We start from the raw sequence: 17,935 nt of genomic DNA on the forward strand, positions 1-17,935 counted from the left end.
CGCTCCGAATATAGCGTTTATGCTATATAGTGTAAAGGTTATTATTCGAACAATATGCACGAACGCAGGGAGCGGAAAAAATCAACAGTCGGGAAATGTGGAGGGCTGCGCAATATGAACGCATGGGTGACGGCTCACCCATGCAGCGATGTCATTACGGCTGTTCGTGCGCGTTGTTGAGGGTGGCGACCGAGTGGCGGCGCACCAGCGTCGGGCTGAACATGTTGGTGACTTCCGGCAGCGGCTGCCGATTGGCCAGCGCCAGCGCCAGCTCAGCCGCCTGGGTGGCCATCGCCACGATCGGATAGCGAATGGTGGTCAGGCGGGGCCGCAGATAGCGCGAAATCAGCACGTCATCGAAACCGATCAGCGAAATTTGCCCCGGCACGTCGACGCTGTTATCGCTCAGTACTGACAGCGCACCGGCGGCCATCGGATCGTTGTAGCAGGTGATGGCGGAGAACGAGCGGCCGCGGCCGAGCAGCTCGGTCATCGCCTGTTCGCCGCCGATCTCGTCCGGCTCGCCGTAGGCGATCAGCTTTTCATCCACCGCAATGCCATGCTCTTGCAGCGCGTCGAGATAGCCTTGCAGGCGATCGGTGGCGTCGGAAATCTGGTGGGTGGAGCAGATGATGGCAATGCGCTGATGCCCTTGCTGGATCAGATGGCGGGTCGCCAACCAGGCGCCGTAGCGATCGTCGAGCGCCACGCAGCGCGCTTCAAAACCCGGCAGCGTGCGGTTGATCAGCACCATGCCGGGGATTTGTTGCATCCAGTCGCAAAGCTCCCGATCGCTCAGCCTTTTGGCGTGCACCACCAGGGCTTCGCAGCGGTGCCGCACCAGCTGTTCTATCGCCTGGCGCTCTTTTTCGGCGTCGTGGTAACCGTTGCCAATCAGCAGAAAATTGCGGGTGGCGTAGGCCACCTGTTCGACTGCTTTGACCATCGCGCCGAAGAAGGGATCGGAAACGTCGGAGACGATCAGGCCTAGCGTCTCGGTGGATTGCTGCGCCAGCGCCCGCGCGTTGGCGTTGGGGTGATACTGCAGCTGTTCCATGGCGGCCAGCACGGCGGTGCGCGATCCTTCGCTGGCCTTGGGGGAATGGTTTATCACGCGGGATACCGTGGCCACGGAAACACCCGCCAGCCTGGCAACATCCTTTATCGTAGCCATATCAGTCAACACATCCTGGGTAATCGCTTACATCCCCCAGTCTTGCGGAAAAAAACCGGGGCTGCAAGCGGTGTCGTGCGCAACTTGTGGCGGCCGTTGCAGAATCTGTTCGCGGCTGCGCGCATAACCACCACCAGCCGAACGATAGCGCAATTTGTACGTTGGCGCTGGCGACAGGCTGAGGTAACGTCTGTGGATTCCGATTTGCGCCGAGAACGCCATGTCCATTAAACGCTATCCGCAGCTCGCCCATTGGGGCGCCTATACCGCCGTGGTTGAAGACGGCCGGCTTATCCGTTGTGAACCCTTCGTCGACGATCCTGACCCTTCGCCGCTGCTCGATTCCATCGCGCCGATGGTTTATTCCGACAAGCGCATCCGCAAGCCGGCGGTGCGCCGTTCGTGGCTGCAAAAGCGCGAGGGCAGCGATCGCACGCTGCGCGGCAGAGAAGATTTCATCGAGGTGGACTGGGATTTGGCGCTCGATCTGGTGGCGGAGGAAAACCGTCGGGTGCGCGACCGTTACGGCGCTTCCGGGCTGTTTACCGGCTCATACGGTTGGTCATCGGCCGGGCGGCTGCACCATGCGCGTTCGCTGGTGCGGCGGTTCTACTTCAGCGGCGGCGGCGGCGTCGATCAGCAGGGCAACTACAGCTGGGGCGCGGCGCAGTTCTTCCTGCCGTATGTGATCGGCACTTTCTCGCCGCTCACCGGCCGGGTCACCAGCTGGCCGAGCGTGGTGGAACACTGCGAACTGTTTGTGGCGTTCGGCGGGCTGGCGCTGAAAAACGCCCAGGTCTCTTCCGGCGGCGCGGCGGAGCATGCGCTCAAGCCCTGGCTGCAAAAGCTGGCGTGCAAGGGCACGCCGGTGATCAACATCAGCCCGATGCGCGACGATTGCCCCGAGTTCGTCAATGCGGAATGGATCCCGATCCGGCCGAATACCGACGTGGCGCTGATGTTGGCGCTGGCTTACGAAATTCAACGGCTGGGCGCTCAGGACGAAGCCTTCCTGCACAGCCACTGCGTGGGTTATCAGCAGCTGGCGGATTACCTGAACGGCGCCGGCGACGGCGTGGCGAAAACCCCCGTCTGGGCCAGCGCCATCACCGGCATTCCGGCAGCCCGCATCGCGCTGTTGGCGCGGCAGCTAATCGGCGTGCGCAGTTTCATCACTTGTTCTTACTCGGTGCAGCGCGCGCACCGCGGCGAGCAACCCTATTGGATGATGATCGCACTGTCGGCGATGCTGGGGCAGGTGGGGTTGCCGGGCGGCGGTTTCTCGTTCGGCCACGGTTCGATGAACGGTGTCGGCAACCCGCGCGTGGACACGCCCGCGCCGACCATGCCGGTCGGGGACAACCCAGCCGGGCTGGCGATCCCGGTGGCGCGTATCTGCGACATGCTGCTGCACCCCGGCGAAGCCTATCAATTTTGCGGCGAGACGCGGCACTACCCGGATATTCATTTGGTGCACTGGGCCGGCGGCAACCCATTCCATCATCATCAGCAGTTGAATCGGCTGGTGGAGGGCTGGCAGAAGCCGGACACGGTGATCGTCCAGGATATCTGGTGGACGGCGGCGGCCAAGATGGCGGACATCGTGCTGCCGGTCACCAGTTCGCTGGAGCGTAACGATATCGGCGGCTCGTCGCGCGATCGCTACGTGCTGGCGATGCATCAGGCCATTGCGCCGCAGCACCAGGCGCGCAACGATTTCGATATCTTCGCCGATCTGGCGGAGCGTCTCGGCTATCGCGAACGCTTCACCGAGAACCGCGACGAACGGGCCTGGATCGAAGAGATCTACCGGCAATGCGGCGTAGCGCAGCAGCGCGCCGGCGTCGCTTGGCCGGAGTTTGAGGCGTTTTGGCGGCAGGGCTATGTCGAACTGCCCGCGCCCGCCAAAGAGTTTGTGTTTTTCGAAGCGTTCCGCGCCGATCCGCAGGCCAATCCGTTGCAAACGCCCAGCGGCAAGATTGAACTGTTCAGCGAGCGGATCGCCGGTTATCGCTATCAGGATTTCGCCCCGCACCCGCAGTGGCAACCGCCGGTGGAGTGGTTGGGGGCGCCGCAGGCCAAAAACTGGCCGCTGCATCTGATCTCCATCCAACCGAGCGATCGTCTGCACAGCCAGATGGATGCGGCGCCGCTGGCGCAGGGGAACAAAACCGCCGGACGCGAAACCCTGTATATGCATCCGGACGACGCCGCGCCGCGCGGTGTGCTGGACGGCGCCGAAGTGCTGGTCAGCAACGCGCGCGGCGGTTGCCTGGCGGGAGTATCGCTGACCGACGGCGTAACGCGCGGGGTGGTGCTGATGGCGACCGGCGCCTGGTTCGATCCGGGCGTTGGCGCGCAGCGTCAACCGATTGAGCAGGCGGGCAACCCGAACGTGCTGACGCTGGATATCGGCACCTCGCCGCTGACGCAGGGGCCGAATGCCATGAGCTGTCTGGTGGAGGTTAGCGCTCGCTGAGCGAGGCGTACCCGATCGCGTACCTGTAGAGGGGGCTCTGCGGCGATTATTTATCTTTTGGTCGCCGTGAAGGTTTAAGTTTCATTGAGTTATTACAGCCGGTCGCGGGAAATTTACAGCTGGTTGCATTTGGAGCAGAACTCTTGCGATTCGGCGGTAGTTTCCTGCACGGCATCTCTCTAGAGTAGGTGATCCCAGAGGTATTGATTGGTGAGAAATCAGCGTGCCTTGCATGCTGAAGCCATTTTCAATTGCACCAACCTACGCGGATGCGTAGGTTTTTTTTTGCCCGCCATATAGTATTCTTTTCCCTACAACGATTTACGCCTCCATGGCCAAGGGAGAAGGGCATGATATTTTCACTGCTGCGCGCGCTGTTTCGCCTGTTGTTTCGGGTACGGGTCGAAGGGGACGTCCAGCACTTCGAACGGCAAAAACTGCTGATTACGCCGAACCACGTCTCTTTTCTTGACGGCGTGCTGTTGGCGCTGTTCCTGCCGATTAAACCGGTGTTTGCGGTTTACGCCAGCATCGGCGAGAGCTGGTTTATGCGCTGGCTGCGGCCTTACATCGATTTTGTCTCGCTCGACCCCACCAAGCCGATGGCCATCAAGCAGCTGGTGCGCATGGTCGAACAGGGGCGGCCGATCGTGGTGTTCCCTGAAGGGCGCATCACCGTGACCGGCGCGCTGATGAAAATTTACGACGGCGCGGCGTTTATTGCCGCCAAATCGGGCGCCACCGTGGTGCCGGTGCGGATCGACGGCCCCGAATTCAGTCCGTTCGGCCGCATGGCCGGGGTGTTCAAGATCCGCTGGTTCCCGCGAATCAGCATCCGCATCTTGCCGCCGACCACGCTGCCGATGCCGGAGGCGCCGCGTGCGCGCGAACGCCGTGCGCTGGCGGGCGATCGCCTGATGCAGATCATGATGCGGGCGCGGATGGATACGCGTGAACCGCAGACCCTGTTCCATGCCTTGCTGGCGGCGCAGCACCGCTACGGGCGCCGCAAGCCCTGCATCGAAGACATCGCTTTCAAAGAAGACAGTTACCAGACGCTGATCAAGAAATCGCTGGGCGTCAGCCGCATTCTGCAGCGCTTTACCGCCGAAGGGGAGCACGTCGGGCTGCTGTTGCCGAATGCCACCATCACCGCGGCGGCGATCTTCGGCGCTTCGCTGCGCAACCGTATTCCGGCGATGCTCAACTACACCGCCGGTGCCAACGGCCTGAACAGCGCGATGCTCGCCGCCGGCATCAAGACCATCGTCACCTCGCGTCAGTTTCTGGAAAAGGGCAAGCTGACCCACCTGCCGGAGCAGGTGACGCAGGCCAACTGGGTGTATCTGGAAGATCTGAAAGACACCGTCACGCTGGCGGACAAGCTGTGGATCCTGCGGCATTTGCTGCAGCCGCAGCGCGCGGTGTTGCCGCAACGCCCGGAGGATGCGGCGCTGATCCTGTTCACTTCAGGTTCTGAAGGCCACCCCAAGGGCGTGGTGCATTCGCATGCCAGCCTGCTGGCCAACGTAGAACAAATCCGCACCATTGCCGATTTCACGCCGCGCGACCGCTTCATGTCCTCGCTGCCGTTATTCCATTCGTTTGGCCTGACGGTGGGGCTGCTGACGCCGCTTCTCACAGGCAGCCGCATTTTTCTCTACCCCAGCCCGCTGCATTACCGCGTGGTGCCGGAGCTGGTATATGACCGCAACTGCACGGTGTTGTTCGGTACGGCGACCTTCCTCAACAACTATGCGCGCTTCGCCCATCCGTATGATTTTGCACGCCTGCGCTACGTGGTGGCCGGTGCAGAGAAACTGGCGGACAGCACCAAACAGATCTATCAGGATAAATACGGCATTCGCATCCTGGAAGGCTATGGCGTAACCGAGTGCGCGCCGGTGGTGTCGATCAACGTGCCGCTGGCGACCAAGGTAGGCACCGTCGGCCGCATCATGCCGCAGATGGAGGCGCGTCTGATCGCGGTGCCGGGGATCGATAACGGCGGCCGCCTGCAGCTGAAGGGGCCGAATATCATGAAAGGCTATCTGCGGGTTGAGCGCCCCGGCGAACTGGAGCCGCCGGCGGCGGAAGATGCCAACGGCGTGCTGCAGCCGGGCTGGTACGACACCGGCGATATCGTCAGCCTGGATGAGCAGGGCTACTGCACCATTCGCGGGCGCGTGAAGCGCTTCGCCAAGCTGGCGGGCGAGATGGTGTCGCTGGAGAGCGTCGAACTGCTGGCGCAGCGGCTGTCGCCGGAAAAATTGCATGCCGCCACGGTCAAAAGCGACAGCAGCAAAGGCGAGGCCTTGGTGCTGTTCACCACCGATCCCGGCATCACCCGCGAGGCGTTGCTGCGGGTGGCGCGTGAACTGGGCAGCCCGGAGCTGGCGGTGCCACGCGATATCCGCCTGCTGAAAACGTTGCCGGTGCTGGGCAGCGGCAAACCCGATTTCGTCACCCTGCGTCACATGGCCGAACAGCCGGAGAGTGCCTGATGAATCCTTCGACCGAGTCCCCTTTGTTGTCACGCGGCATGATCGCGGTGATCAGCGCGCAGTTCCTCTCGGCGTTCGGCGACAATGCGTTGCTGTTCGCCACGCTGGCGTTGATCAAACAGCAGCTTTATCCGGACTGGAGCCAGCCGATCCTGCAGATGGCCTTTGTCGCCACCTACATCATTCTTGCGCCGTTCGTCGGCCAGGTCGCCGACAGCTTCGCCAAAGGGCGGGTGATGATGTTCGCCAACGCCCTGAAACTGGCGGGGGCGTTGGTGATCTGCTTTGGGTTCAACCCGTTCCTCGGCTACAGCCTGGTCGGGGTAGGCGCTGCCGCATATTCACCGGCCAAATATGGCATTCTGGGCGAGATCACTAGCGGCGAGAAGCTGGTCAAGGCTAACGGCCTGATGGAAGCCTCGACCATTGCCGCCATTCTGACCGGCTCGGTGGCCGGCGGCATGCTGGCGGATTGGCATGTGGTGGCGGCGCTGGCGGCCTGCGCCTTGGTTTACGCGGGGGCGGTGGTTGCCAACCTGTCTATTCCGCGTCTGGCGGCGGCGCGCCCGGGGGCCTCCTGGCGCCCGCGGACCATGACGAACAGCTTCTTTACCGCCTGCGTTACGCTATGGCGCGATGGGCAGACGCGTTTCTCCCTGATCGGCACCAGCCTGTTTTGGGGTGCCGGCGTGACGCTGCGTTTTCTGCTGGTGCTGTGGGTGCCGGTGGCGCTCGGCATCGCCGATAACGCCACGCCGACGCTGCTGAACGCCATGGTGGCCGTCGGCATCGTGGTGGGCGCTGGCGGTGCCGCGCGTTTCATTACGCTGAAGACGGTGAAGCGCTGTATGCCGGCTGGGATCCTGATCGGCGTCGCGGTCGCGGTATTCGCGCTGCAAACCACCATGCTCAATGCCTATGTCTTGTTGGCGATCATCGGCATGCTGGGGGGCTTCTTCGTGGTGCCGCTCAATGCGCTGCTGCAGGAGCGGGGCAAGCATTCGGTCGGCGCCGGCAATGCGATCGCGGTGCAAAATCTGGGTGAAAACGCCGCCATGTTGCTGATGCTGGCGCTGTATTCGCTGGTGGTGAAGCTGGGCGTGCCGGTAGTGGGCGTCGGCGTCGGATTTGGCGTGGTGTTTGCGCTGTCGATTAGCGCACTGTGGTGGTCGCAGCGGCGGTGAAACGGGGCGCAGCGCAGGCTGCGCCCTCGCTGTATTAAGGCGCCGGAATGGTAAACCGGGTATGGATCTCTTCAAGCGCCTGCAGCACGTCCTCATCCAATACCACATCGAGGCTGCCGAGGTTGATTTTCAACTGCTCCACCGAGGTGGCGCCCAGCAGGGTGCTGGCGACGAACGGCTGTTGGCGCACGAAGGCTAAGGCCATCTGCGAAGGATCCAACCCGTGTTTTTTGGCCAGCGCCACGTATTCGGCGATCGCCAGCTGGGTTTGCTGCCCTGAATAACGGTTGAAGCGGGTGAACAGCGTATTGCGCGCACCGGCCGGTTTTGCACCGTTGAGGTATTTACCGCTCAGGGTGCCGAACGCCAGGCTGGAATAGGCCAGCAGCTCCACCCCTTCGTGCTGGCTGATCTCGGCCAGGCCAATCTCAAAGCTGCGGTTCAGCAGGCTGTACGGGTTTTGAATCGACACGATGCGCGGCAGCTCGTGCTTCTCCGCCAGCTGCAGGTAGCGCATCACGCCCCAGGGCGTTTCGTTGGAAACACCGATATAGCGAATTTTGCCGGCGCGCACCTGTTCGGTCAGCGCTTCCAGCGTTTCCAGCAGCGTGACCGTGGCTTTGTCATCGGTGTATTGATAATTGAGTTTGCCAAAGCAGTTGGTGGCGCGCTGCGGCCAGTGCAATTGGTAGAGATCGAGATAGTCGGTATTCAGCCGCTTGAGGCTGGCGTCGAGCGCGGCGCGGATGTTTTTGCGATCCAGCGCCTGCTGCGGACGGATGCTGCTGTCGGTGCCGCGCACCGGGCCCGAGACTTTGCTGGCCAGGACGATTTTTTCGCGGTTGCCGCGCGCCTTGATCCAGCTGCCGATATAGCTCTCGGTCAGGCCCTGGGTTTCCGGGCGGGGCGGCACCGGGTACAGTTCGGCGGTGTCTATCAGGTTCACGCCTGCGGCCAATGCATAGTCCAGTTGCGCATGGGCGTCGGCTTCGCTGTTCTGTTCGCCAAAGGTCATGGTGCCCAGTCCCAGCACGCTCACTTCTAAAGAACTGTGGGGAATACGGTGGTATTGCATTAACGGCCTTCCTTTCTTGTTAGCGCTGACGGGCCGCGCGGCCCGGTAAAACAGGAGCCCAATGTCAGAAGACGGCGCGAAGTCCGTCGGGCGGCGATGTCGCCTTTCCTGACTATAACCAAGCGGTGAAGATGGGGGAAGCGGATTCCGTGCGGACACGAATGAGGGCTACCGCGCTTGAATGGGCGATAGCCGGCGAGCGGTAATTAGCGTTCGATAACCTGAGAAACCTGATCGCCGTTGATCTGGCGGTGATTGCCTTTTTCATCTTTATAGCTGATGAGGCCGGTGTCTTTGTCGATCTCCGGTTTGCCCTGCGTCAGGATCATGTTGCCATCCTTGGTCGCCATTACGTAGTCGCTGGAACATCCCGCCAAACCGGCGGCCATGACCAGCGCAGACACTGCCATTACCCACTTTTTCATCCTGCGGATCCTCGATTGTGCAGAAAACATTGTTATTTCAAGATTAGCAAACTCTCGGCGAAGGGCGTCTCAGATAAGTCTTTATCTGATAAGAAAAAGTGAAATGAGAGGTCAACGAAGGGACGAAAGCCGCCGGGGGCGGCTTTCGTATAGGGTTTATTCCGGCGAGCGGTTTTTCTTGCTGCGCATCAGATTGAGCGCTTCTACCGACATGGAGAAGAACATGGCGAAGTAGATGTAGCCTTTCGGCACGTGCACCTGGAAACTTTCCAGCATCAGCGTGAAGCCCACCAGGATCAGGAACGCCAGCGCCAGCATTTTTACCGACGGATGGCGATTGACGAATTCACCGATCGGCCGGGCGGCGAACATCATCACGCCGACGGCGATCACCACCGCCGCCATCATGATGAACAGGTGGTCGGAAAGGCCCACGGCGGTAATCACCGAATCCAGGCTGAAGATAATATCGAGCAGCATGATCTGCACGATAGCGCCGAAGAAGCTGTGCACCTTGGTGTGGTGTTCTTCCTCCGAACCTTCGATAGTTTCGTGGATCTCTTTGCTGGCTTTCCAGATCAGGAACAATCCCCCCAGCAGCAGGATGAGATCGCGGGCGGAAACGGCGTGATCCAGCACGGTGAACAGCGGGTGCGTCAAGCGGATCACCCAGGCGATAGAGGCCAACAACGCCAGACGCATCAGCATGGCGGCGGCCAGACCTAGTCGGCGAGCTTTGTTCTGTTGCGCTTTAGGCAGCTTGGCCACCACCAGCGACAGAAAAATGATGTTATCAATACCCAGTACGATCTCAAGAATGGTTAGCGTGCCTAACGCTAACCAGGCATTGGGATCCATAATCCATTCGAACATTGCCCGGCACACCTTAATACTTAATAAATGCAAAGCGTGAATTATACGCGTTTATCGTGGCGCTGACAGGGTTAGCTAAACCAGAGTTAAACGAAATCGCTTAGATCGAGAAATGTCTTGCCAGCAATGCGCCGGTAAAACCCTTTTTCAGATAGAAACCGCGCGGCAGCGTCATGATGGGTTGCCCCTGCTCGCCGATGGCTTCGGTGAGCGCCTTGCTGTTGGCCGCTTTGGGTCGCAGTTGCAGCACCTCGCCGTGGCGTGCGGTGATGTGCTCTACGTGGCCGAGTACGATCAGATCCATCAACTCTTCCCAATCGCGGCGCAGCCTCTCTTCTTCTGCGGCGCTCGGGCTCCACAGCAGCGGCGAACCGACGCGGCGTTCGGCCAGCGGGATTTGGCGCTCGCCTTCAACCGGGATCCACAGGACGCGCGCCAGTTTGTGGCGAACGTGGCTGCTGGCCCAGGTAACGCCGCTGTTGCCGGTGAGCGGGGCCACGCAGACGAAAGTGGTCTCCAGCGGTTTGCCTGCGGCGTCGACAGGGATGGTTTTCAGCTCGATGCCCAGTTCGGGAAAATCCTGCTCCGGCTTGCTGCCGGCCATGGCGCCGAGGTACAACTCCAGCAACATGCCCACCCAGCCCTTATCGCGTTTCAGATCCTTGGGGATCGGTAACTGTGCGCGGGCGGCCAGTTCGCCGAAGCTGAAGCCGGCCAGCGCCTGAGCGCGCTCGAACAGCTGCCGTTCATTTTCCGGCGGGGGCGGCAAAGGGGATAAAAACGCCATAAATCAAGCCTGTCGAATTTGGTTGAAAAATGTACTGCGATTATACACGGCGGACGATGGCCGCTATCGCCTGGGGAAAAGAATAATAGTAGCATGATTTTACATGACTTTTTTTCTTTCCCGATGTGAGCGGCAATGCGCGTGCGGGGCTTGTTCACCTGAAGCCACCGACAATAAACAGGATCTTACACCTATTTATCCACAGATTTATGGGATAACCCAAATTTTTACCGATCACTGGTTCAATTTACAGCCTTGACTCGGGCGGGTTTTTACGAATTTGTCCGTTTTGTGCGTAACTTGCCCGGATAATCTGTGGATAAAAACGGCGTTGGTGGATCTTTCGCCAGGGTAAGATCCTTACCGTGCATAGATCACATTTTTGCCCTGTACATAACTGCGATTCATTGGTTAACTTTTTGTTTTTAAACTTAATGTCTGTTTTCGGCGATAAAGGTCGATTTTAGGGTTTGAGAGTTTTACCGGCTTATTCCTCGAGTTCTGCACACACCTATCCACAGAAAAAGTGAATAAAACCGCTCTGAAATGCTGGGGTATGTTTATAACTTTGCCCATATCTGTGAGTTATCCCAATGTTATCCGGCCTGCAGCACCGTAAAGCAGTGGTTTACCGCCTGTAGCTTGTGTGAAACAATCAGGATATCTATGCGAATTTAAGCTTATCGAGGTAGTCCGGTGATCGATGATGATGGCTACCGCCCGAATGTTGGTATCGTAATCTGTAATCGTCAGGGGCAGGTCTTATGGGCCCGCCGTTACGGTCAGCACTCCTGGCAGTTTCCCCAAGGTGGGATTAACCCTGGTGAAACTGCGGAGCAGGCGATGTACCGTGAGCTGTTCGAAGAAGTGGGGCTGAATAAAAAGGATGTGCGCATCCTGGCTTCGACCCGCAACTGGTTGCGCTATAAATTGCCGAAACGTTTGGTGCGTTGGGACACAAAGCCGGTTTGTATCGGCCAAAAGCAAAAATGGTTTTTGTTGCAGCTACTGTGCAATGACGCTGATATCAACATGCAGCGCAGCAGCACGCCGGAGTTCGACGGTTGGCGCTGGGTGAGCTTCTGGTATCCGGTGCGCCAGGTGGTGTCGTTTAAACGCGACGTCTACCGCCGGGTGATGAAAGAATTCGCCGTGACCGTGATGCCGATGCAAGAGCAAGCGGCGCCGCGGCAGGCTCCCGCTTATCGCCGAAAGAGAGGTTAAGTTAAGCAGACTATGCTCACGCGCTTGCGAGAAATTGTAGAGAAGGTGGCCGCGGCGGCCAGTCTGACGGATGCGCTGGATCTGCTGGTCAATGAAACCTGTCTGGCGATGGACACTGAAGTCTGTTCCATCTACCTGGCGGATAATGACCGTCGCTGTTATTACCTGATGGCCACGCGCGGGCTGAAAAAGCCGCGCGGGCGCACTATCGCATTGGCGTTTGACGAGGGCGTCGTCGGGTTGGTCGGCCGCCGGGCCGAGCCCATCAACCTGGCCGATGCCCAAAGCCACCCCAGCTTCAAATACGTTCCGCAGGTGAAAGAGGATCGCTTCCGATCCTTCCTTGGGGTGCCGATCATTCATCGGCGCCAGCTGTTGGGGGTGTTGGTGGTGCAGCAGCGTGAGCTGCGCCAGTTCGACGAAAGCGAAGAGTCATTCATGGTGACTCTGGCCACGCAGATGGCCGGGATCCTTTCACAATCGCAGTTGAATGCTATTTTCGGCCAGTATCGCCAAACGCGCGTGCGCGCGCTGGCGGCCTCGCCAGGCGTGGCCGTAGCGGAAGGGTGGCAGGACAGCAGCCAACCGTCGCTCGATCAGGTTTACCGCGCGTCGACGCTGGACACCGCCAGCGAACGCGAGCGCTTGACGCTGGCGCTGGAAGAGGCCGGCGCGGAATTTCGCCGTTTCAGCAAGCGTTTTGCCGCCAGCTCGCAAAAAGAGAGCGCGGCGATCTTCGATCTTTATTCTCACCTGTTAAACGACGCCCGCCTCAAGCGCGAACTGTTCGCCGAAATCGACAACGGTTCAGTGGCGGAGTGGGCGGTGAAACAGGTGATAGAAGCCTTTGCCGAGCAGTTCGCCAAATTGCAGGACACCTACATGCGCGAGCGCGGCAGCGACCTGCGCGCGCTCGGCCAGCGCCTGCTGTTCCATCTCGACGACACCACTCAGGGCGCCACCCAGTGGCCGGCGCGTTTCGTGCTGGTGGCGGATGAACTGACCGCGACATTGCTGGCCGAGGTGCCGCAGGATCGCCTGGTCGGCGTGGTGGTGCGCGACGGCGCCGCCAACTCGCATGCGGCGATTTTGGTGCGGGCGATGGGGGTGCCGACGGTGATGGGCGCCGACATCCAACCTTCTCTGCTCAGCCAACGGCTGCTGATCGTCGACGGTTATCGCGGCGAACTGCTGGTCGATCCTGAGCCGGTGTTGGTGCAGGAATATCAGCGGCTGATCAGCGAAGAGCTGGAGCTGAGCAAACTGGCGGAAGATGACGTCGAGCAACCGGCGCAGCTGAAAAGCGGCGAACGCATTCAGGTGATGCTGAACGCCGGTCTCAGCCCGGAACATGAGCAGCTGTTGGGCGGCCGAGTGGATGGCGTGGGGCTATACCGCACCGAAATCCCGTTCATGTTGCAAAGCGGCTTCCCTTCCGAAGAGGAGCAGGTCGCGCAGTACCAGGGCATGCTGCAGCTTTACCCGAGCAAACCGGTCACGCTGCGCACCTTAGACATCGGCGCCGACAAGCAACTGCCCTATATGCCGATCAGTGAGGAGAACCCTTGCCTGGGCTGGCGCGGCATCCGTATCACCCTGGATCAGCCGGAAATTTTTTTGATTCAGGTACGCGCCATGCTGCGCGCCAATGCCGGCACCGGCAATTTGGGCATTCTACTGCCGATGGTCACCAGCCTGGAAGAGGTCGACGAGGCCAAACGCCTGATTGACCGCGCTGGGCGCGAGGTGGAAGAGGTGCTCGGCTACGGGATACCGAAACCGAAAATCGGCGTGATGCTGGAAGTGCCGTCGATGATTTTCCTGATCCCGCATTTGGCCGGGCGCGTTGACTTCATCTCGGTTGGCACCAACGATTTAACCCAGTATCTGTTGGCGGTGGATCGCAACAACACCCGGGTGGCTTCGCTGTATGACAGCCTGCATCCCGCGATGCTGCAGGTGCTTAAGCTGATCGCCGAACAGGGGAAGGCGGCGGGGTTGCAGCTTAGCCTGTGTGGCGAACTGGCCGGCGATCCCATGGGCGCGCTGTTGCTGGTGGGCATGGGCTACCGCAATCTGAGCATGAACGGCCGCAGCGTGGCGCGCATCAAATACCTGCTGCGGCATATCGAGCTGTCCGACGCCGAAGTGCTGGCGCACCGGGTGTTGAACACCCAAATGACCACCGAAGTGCGCCATTTGGTGGCGGCTTTTATGGAACGACGCGGCATGGGCGGGTTGATTCGCGGCGGTAGATAACCGCCGCAGGCGGTAATTTTTTTACAGAACTTTTCCCGCTTAGCCGGACCGGACCGCGTTAAGCCTATGTTATGATGCGCAACCTCAGCGCGGCGCATGCTCGTCGCCCTGCAAACCGCAGCGGTCAACGCTGCCGCTTGAAGGGTGCGGGATAACCTGCGTCGCCGTTTGGCACCTGCCGCCCCCGCATGGGGAAAAATAACAGACATGTTGTGGTGATAGATGAGCAATAGCTATCTGGCGTTTCCTAAATTTGATCCGGTCATTTTCTCCATTGGCCCGGTTTCTCTGCATTGGTACGGCCTGATGTACCTGGTCGGCTTCGTTTTTGCCATGTGGCTGGCGGTGCGCCGCGCCAACAAGCCGGGTAGCGGTTGGACCAAAGATGAAGTGGAAAACCTGCTCTACGCCGGTTTCCTGGGCGTATTCGTCGGCGGCCGCGTAGGCTATGTGCTGTTCTACAACCTGCCGCTGTTCCTGGATAACCCGCTCTATCTGTTCAAGGTCTGGGATGGCGGCATGTCGTTCCACGGCGGTTTGATGGGGGTGATTCTGGTGATGTTCTGGTTCGCTCGCCGCACCAAGCGCACCTTCTTCCAGGTTTCCGATTTTATCGCGCCTTTGATTCCGTTCGGTTTGGGCGCCGGCCGCCTCGGCAACTTTATCAACGGCGAGCTATGGGGCCGCGTGACCACCGACACCCCTTGGGCGATGTTGTTCCCAAGCTCGCGCAGCGAAGACGTGGCCCTCGCCGCCGCCGATCCTTCCCTGCTGCCGCTGCTGAATCAGTACGGCGTGCTGCCGCGCCATCCGTCGCAGCTGTATGAGCTGCTGCTGGAAGGCGTGGTGCTGTTTATCATTCTGAACCTGTTCATCCGCAAGCCGCGGCCGATGGGCGCCGTATCGGGCCTGTTCCTGATCGGTTATGGCGCATTCCGCATCATCGTCGAAGCGTTCCGCCAGCCGGATGCTCAGCTCGGCCTGTTTGACGGCGTGATCAGCATGGGGCAGATCCTGTCCATCCCAATGGTGGTGGCCGGTGTTATTATGATGATTTGGGCGTACCGTCGTCGCCCGCAGCAACAAGTGTCGTGAGGGACAAATGAAACAGTATCTGGATTTGATGAACAAGGTGCTCGCCGAGGGCACCCCTAAAGCCGACCGTACCGGCACTGGCACGTTGTCGATTTTCGGCCACCAGATGCGTTTCAATTTGCAGGAAGGTTTCCCGTTGGTGACCACCAAGAAATGTCACCTGCGTTCGATCATTCATGAGCTGTTATGGTTCCTGAACGGCGATACCAACATCGCCTACCTGCGTGACAACAAGGTCACCATCTGGGACGAGTGGGCCGATGAAAACGGCGATCTCGGCCCGGTTTACGGCAAACAGTGGCGCGCCTGGGGCGCGGCGGACGGCCGTCAGATCGATCAACTGAGCAACGTGCTCCAACAGCTGAAGCAAGATCCGGACTCGCGCCGCATCATCGTTTCCGCCTGGAACGTCGGCGAGCTGGACCAGATGGCGCTGGCGCCGTGCCACGCGTTCTTCCAGTTCTACGTGGCGGACGGCAAGCTCTCTTGCCAGCTGTACCAGCGTTCCTGCGATGTGTTCCTTGGCCTGCCGTTCAACATCGCCAGCTATGCGCTGTTGGTGCACATGATGGCGCAGCAGTGCGATCTGGAAGTGGGCGACTTCGTCTGGACCGGTGGCGATACTCACCTGTACAGCAATCACATGGAGCAGACTCAGCTGCAGCTGACGCGTGAACCGCGCCCGTTGCCGAAGCTGGTGATCAAACGCAAGCCGGCTTCGCTGTTCGATTACCGCTTCGAAGACTTCGAGATCGAAGGTTACGATCCGCATCCGGCCATCAAGGCGCCGGTCGCGATCTGACCTTAACCGCATCACACCAGGGGGCGCACGATTGCGCCCCCTTTTTTTATCCGCATTGCGCGCCGCGCCGCATTTTATTGTCGCCACTTGTCGCTACAGAAAAAACCTTGCGCAGCTTGCCGCAAGGCTTGCGCATACGGCTTTACCGCCTTGTGGCCCTCCGTACACTGGCCGCATGAACGAAAATACGCTATCGAACATCGACGATCGCCAGCGCGGCATGACGCTGATTGAGCTGCTGGCGGCGCTCCTGATCGCCGGCATGCTCACCGGTTGGGGCGTCGGCCAATGGCGCCACCATCAGCAAGCGCTGCGGCTGGAGCACACCGGCCAGCAGCTGCTGGCGTTTTTACTGCGATTGCAGGCGGAGGCTAACGGGCGCAACCGCACGACGCTGCTGTGGTTCAAGCACGGCGTCCCCTGGTGCCTGGGCGGTGGTGCGCCGCCGCCGGATTGCGCTTCCGCCGAGGGGCCGGTCTTTTCATCGCCTTATCCCGACGTCGTTTTGAGGGGCTACACCGGCAAAGAGATCGGGTTTTACGGTTTGCGCAATACCGCCCAGGCGGGGCACATTCTTCTCAGCAACGATGCCGGCGGCCTGCGGCTGGTGCTGTCCGCGCGGGGAAGGCTGCGTTTGTGCAGCGAAGGGCATCGGATAAGGGGCATCGGGCAATGTTGACCTTAGAACGCGGTTTTACTTTGCCGGAGGTGATGCTGGCACTGGTGTTCGGCAGCGTGATCGCGCTCGGCGCGGCGAAAACCTACCCGCTGCTGCGCCAGCAAAACGTGGCCGTCGGCCAGCATTTCCGGCTGGAGTCAACGCTGCGGCAGCTGGCGTTCAACATCGAGAAAGACCTGCGCCGCGCCGGTTTTTGCGCCGGACAGTGCGCCGGGCGTCCGCTGTTGATCGGTCAGGCAGCGGGAGAGGCGGCGGGGAGCTGCGTCATCGTCGCCTACGACATCACGCGCAGCGGGCAATGGCTCACGTCGGGTGAAGATGCGGGCTACTTCGGTTATCGGCTGCGTAATGGCGGCTTGGAAGGGCAGCGCGGCGTAAACCAATGCGATGGCGGCGGCTGGGAGCGGTTGCTCGATCGTGACGAAGTGCGCATTGAGCGGTTTCATGTGGCGATCGAACGGGGGGAGCACGGGGCCGTGTTGGCCCGTTTGAGCCTGGCGGGGAGCTCTGTCGGCGATGCGCGTATCGGGCGCAGCCTGAACGGGAGCGTTGAGATGGCGGCGTTGCCATGAACCGGCGTACTCAGCAAGGCGGCAGCACCCTGGCGGCGGTGATGTTGCTGCTGGCGTTGGGGCTGATGTTGCTCAATGCTCAGCATCGGCAATTGGACAACGCTCTGTTGCTGGCGGCCGATCAGCAACGTTACCTCCAGGCTTACAATCAGGCCGCTTCGGCGCTGAGTTGGGGCATGATCCAGCGCTGGCCACGCGCCGATTTGGCTACAGGGGCCTGGTCATGCCGGCAACGCGCGGAACTGACGGCCTGCGCCCGGTTATCTGCCAGAGCGGGCGTAGTGATGGTGCGCGGCCGGGGCGAGATGCGCGGCGGTGAGCCGTTATGGCTTTATCAGTTGGGTGCGTTTGAGGGGGCGGAGGTTGCCAGCAGGATCTTGGCGCAGCCCGATGGCCGGCTGGATTTTTGCCCTGAGAAAAGGCTGGCCGACTGTGACGGCTAATGCTCGCGTACGGCGGATATCCCGCAACGGCTTCAGTTTGCCGGAGGTGCTGGTGGCGGCTTTGCTGTTCTCGGTGTCGCTGCTTGGCTTGTTACAGTATCATCAGGTGCTGTTGCAGTCGTTCCAGCGCCAGTGGCACTACCGGCAAGCCTGGATATTGGCGCACCAGCAGCTTGAAGCGTTTGCCGTCACCGGGCGGCCCGATGCTGAACCGCCGCCGGAAGGCTGGCGACGCGAGACGGTGCTCGAGGGTGCTGATGTGGGGTGCCGCCGATTGACGGCCAGTATACAAACGCCGCAGCGGCAGTGGGCGACGCTGAGCCGCTGGTATTGCACCCGTTTTTGAGCCGGTACGTATCT

At 60.5% G+C, this 17,935-nt stretch carries 16 protein-coding genes; 11 read left to right on the forward strand and 5 right to left on the reverse strand.

Annotation, left to right across the window (positions count from 1 at the left end):
* Positions 1-154: 154 nt before the first annotated feature.
* Complete coding sequence (galR, locus tag GKN89_RS17785; protein WP_025160231.1) at positions 155-1,174, reverse strand: HTH-type transcriptional regulator GalR; 1,020 nt, start codon at positions 1,172-1,174, stop codon at positions 155-157.
* A 220-nt stretch (positions 1,175-1,394) separates the two neighbouring features.
* Here galR and GKN89_RS17790 point away from each other — a divergent pair, with 220 nt between their 5' ends.
* From GKN89_RS17790 to lplT, 3 genes are all read left to right on the forward strand, one after another.
* On the forward strand, positions 1,395-3,653 hold the full coding sequence (locus GKN89_RS17790; RefSeq protein WP_154747470.1) for a molybdopterin guanine dinucleotide-containing S/N-oxide reductase: 2,259 nt from the start codon (positions 1,395-1,397) through the stop codon (positions 3,651-3,653).
* A 350-nt stretch (positions 3,654-4,003) separates the two neighbouring features.
* A complete protein-coding gene (gene aas, locus GKN89_RS17795) occupies positions 4,004-6,157 on the forward strand; it encodes a bifunctional acyl-ACP--phospholipid O-acyltransferase/long-chain-fatty-acid--ACP ligase (protein WP_154747471.1) in 2,154 nt (717 codons plus the stop codon).
* Entirely contained in the window at positions 6,157-7,341 is a 1,185-nt protein-coding gene (gene lplT, locus GKN89_RS17800) for a lysophospholipid transporter LplT (RefSeq protein ID WP_154747472.1), read from the forward strand. Before aas ends, lplT begins: the two co-directional genes overlap by 1 nt.
* A gap of 34 nt (positions 7,342-7,375) precedes the next feature.
* Here the strand turns inward: lplT and GKN89_RS17805 are convergent, their stop codons facing one another.
* The 4 genes from GKN89_RS17805 to mutH form a co-directional block, all read right to left on the reverse strand.
* On the reverse strand, positions 7,376-8,416 hold the full coding sequence (locus GKN89_RS17805; protein WP_019455713.1) for an NADP(H)-dependent aldo-keto reductase: 1,041 nt from the start codon (positions 8,414-8,416) through the stop codon (positions 7,376-7,378).
* A gap of 206 nt (positions 8,417-8,622) precedes the next feature.
* Positions 8,623-8,841 carry a YgdI/YgdR family lipoprotein gene (locus GKN89_RS17810; protein WP_019455714.1) on the reverse strand — a complete coding sequence of 73 codons (219 nt, stop codon included), beginning with the start codon at positions 8,839-8,841 and terminating at the stop codon, positions 8,623-8,625.
* Between the two features lie 156 nt (positions 8,842-8,997).
* The gene (locus tag GKN89_RS17815) at positions 8,998-9,714 is read right to left on the reverse strand and encodes a TerC family protein (RefSeq protein ID WP_019455715.1); all 717 of its coding nucleotides are present in this window, start codon (positions 9,712-9,714) and stop codon (positions 8,998-9,000) included.
* Between the two features lie 100 nt (positions 9,715-9,814).
* On the reverse strand, positions 9,815-10,501 hold the full coding sequence (gene mutH / locus GKN89_RS17820; RefSeq protein ID WP_019455716.1) for a DNA mismatch repair endonuclease MutH: 687 nt from the start codon (positions 10,499-10,501) through the stop codon (positions 9,815-9,817).
* A gap of 696 nt (positions 10,502-11,197) precedes the next feature.
* Between mutH and rppH the strand changes: the two genes are divergently transcribed.
* The 8 genes from rppH (at position 11,198) to GKN89_RS17860 (ending at position 17,921) form a co-directional block, all read left to right on the forward strand.
* The gene (rppH, locus tag GKN89_RS17825; protein ID WP_025160232.1) at positions 11,198-11,725 is read left to right on the forward strand and encodes an RNA pyrophosphohydrolase; all 528 of its coding nucleotides are present in this window, start codon (positions 11,198-11,200) and stop codon (positions 11,723-11,725) included.
* A gap of 12 nt (positions 11,726-11,737) precedes the next feature.
* Entirely contained in the window at positions 11,738-13,984 is a 2,247-nt protein-coding gene (gene ptsP, locus GKN89_RS17830; protein WP_019455718.1) for a phosphoenolpyruvate--protein phosphotransferase, read from the forward strand.
* A gap of 222 nt (positions 13,985-14,206) precedes the next feature.
* A complete protein-coding gene (gene lgt / locus GKN89_RS17835) occupies positions 14,207-15,079 on the forward strand; it encodes a prolipoprotein diacylglyceryl transferase (protein ID WP_019455719.1) in 873 nt (290 codons plus the stop codon).
* 7 nt (positions 15,080-15,086) lie between these two features.
* Positions 15,087-15,881, forward strand: coding sequence for a thymidylate synthase (thyA, locus tag GKN89_RS17840; RefSeq protein WP_016929918.1), 795 nt, complete (start codon positions 15,087-15,089; stop codon positions 15,879-15,881).
* 175 nt (positions 15,882-16,056) lie between these two features.
* Positions 16,057-16,560, forward strand: coding sequence for a prepilin peptidase-dependent protein (locus tag GKN89_RS17845; protein ID WP_154747473.1), 504 nt, complete (start codon positions 16,057-16,059; stop codon positions 16,558-16,560).
* A complete protein-coding gene (locus GKN89_RS17850; RefSeq protein WP_154747474.1) occupies positions 16,554-17,132 on the forward strand; it encodes a prepilin peptidase-dependent protein in 579 nt (192 codons plus the stop codon). Before GKN89_RS17845 ends, GKN89_RS17850 begins: the two co-directional genes overlap by 7 nt.
* Positions 17,129-17,575: a YgdB family protein gene (locus GKN89_RS17855; protein ID WP_063917945.1), complete on the forward strand. Its 447-nt coding sequence runs from the start codon at positions 17,129-17,131 to the stop codon at positions 17,573-17,575. Before GKN89_RS17850 ends, GKN89_RS17855 begins: the two co-directional genes overlap by 4 nt.
* On the forward strand, positions 17,565-17,921 hold the full coding sequence (locus GKN89_RS17860) for a prepilin-type N-terminal cleavage/methylation domain-containing protein (protein ID WP_156785438.1): 357 nt from the start codon (positions 17,565-17,567) through the stop codon (positions 17,919-17,921). The genes GKN89_RS17855 and GKN89_RS17860 overlap by 11 nt, the downstream gene beginning before the upstream one ends.
* The last annotated feature ends 14 nt before the right edge of the window (positions 17,922-17,935 follow it).

This window comes from Serratia sp. YC16 (assembly GCF_009707615.1).
GTDB lineage: Bacteria > Pseudomonadota > Gammaproteobacteria > Enterobacterales > Enterobacteriaceae > Serratia > Serratia surfactantfaciens.

Bases quoted from the DNA above. Each gene is read 5' to 3' on its own strand.
- galR (WP_025160231.1), bottom strand. From the start codon at position 1,174: ATGGCTACGATAAAGGATGTTGCCAGGCTGGCGGGTGTTTCCGTGGCC.
- GKN89_RS17790 (WP_154747470.1), top strand. From the start codon at position 1,395: ATGTCCATTAAACGCTATCCGCAGCTCGCCCATTGGGGCGCCTATACC.
- aas (WP_154747471.1), top strand. From the start codon at position 4,004: ATGATATTTTCACTGCTGCGCGCGCTGTTTCGCCTGTTGTTTCGGGTA.
- lplT (WP_154747472.1), top strand. From the start codon at position 6,157: ATGAATCCTTCGACCGAGTCCCCTTTGTTGTCACGCGGCATGATCGCG.
- GKN89_RS17805 (WP_019455713.1), bottom strand. From the start codon at position 8,416: ATGCAATACCACCGTATTCCCCACAGTTCTTTAGAAGTGAGCGTGCTG.
- GKN89_RS17810 (WP_019455714.1), bottom strand. From the start codon at position 8,841: ATGAAAAAGTGGGTAATGGCAGTGTCTGCGCTGGTCATGGCCGCCGGT.
- GKN89_RS17815 (WP_019455715.1), bottom strand. From the start codon at position 9,714: ATGTTCGAATGGATTATGGATCCCAATGCCTGGTTAGCGTTAGGCACG.
- mutH (WP_019455716.1), bottom strand. From the start codon at position 10,501: ATGGCGTTTTTATCCCCTTTGCCGCCCCCGCCGGAAAATGAACGGCAG.
- ptsP (WP_019455718.1), top strand. From the start codon at position 11,738: ATGCTCACGCGCTTGCGAGAAATTGTAGAGAAGGTGGCCGCGGCGGCC.
- lgt (WP_019455719.1), top strand. From the start codon at position 14,207: ATGAGCAATAGCTATCTGGCGTTTCCTAAATTTGATCCGGTCATTTTC.
- thyA (WP_016929918.1), top strand. From the start codon at position 15,087: ATGAAACAGTATCTGGATTTGATGAACAAGGTGCTCGCCGAGGGCACC.
- GKN89_RS17845 (WP_154747473.1), top strand. From the start codon at position 16,057: ATGAACGAAAATACGCTATCGAACATCGACGATCGCCAGCGCGGCATG.
- GKN89_RS17850 (WP_154747474.1), top strand. From the start codon at position 16,554: ATGTTGACCTTAGAACGCGGTTTTACTTTGCCGGAGGTGATGCTGGCA.
- GKN89_RS17855 (WP_063917945.1), top strand. From the start codon at position 17,129: ATGAACCGGCGTACTCAGCAAGGCGGCAGCACCCTGGCGGCGGTGATG.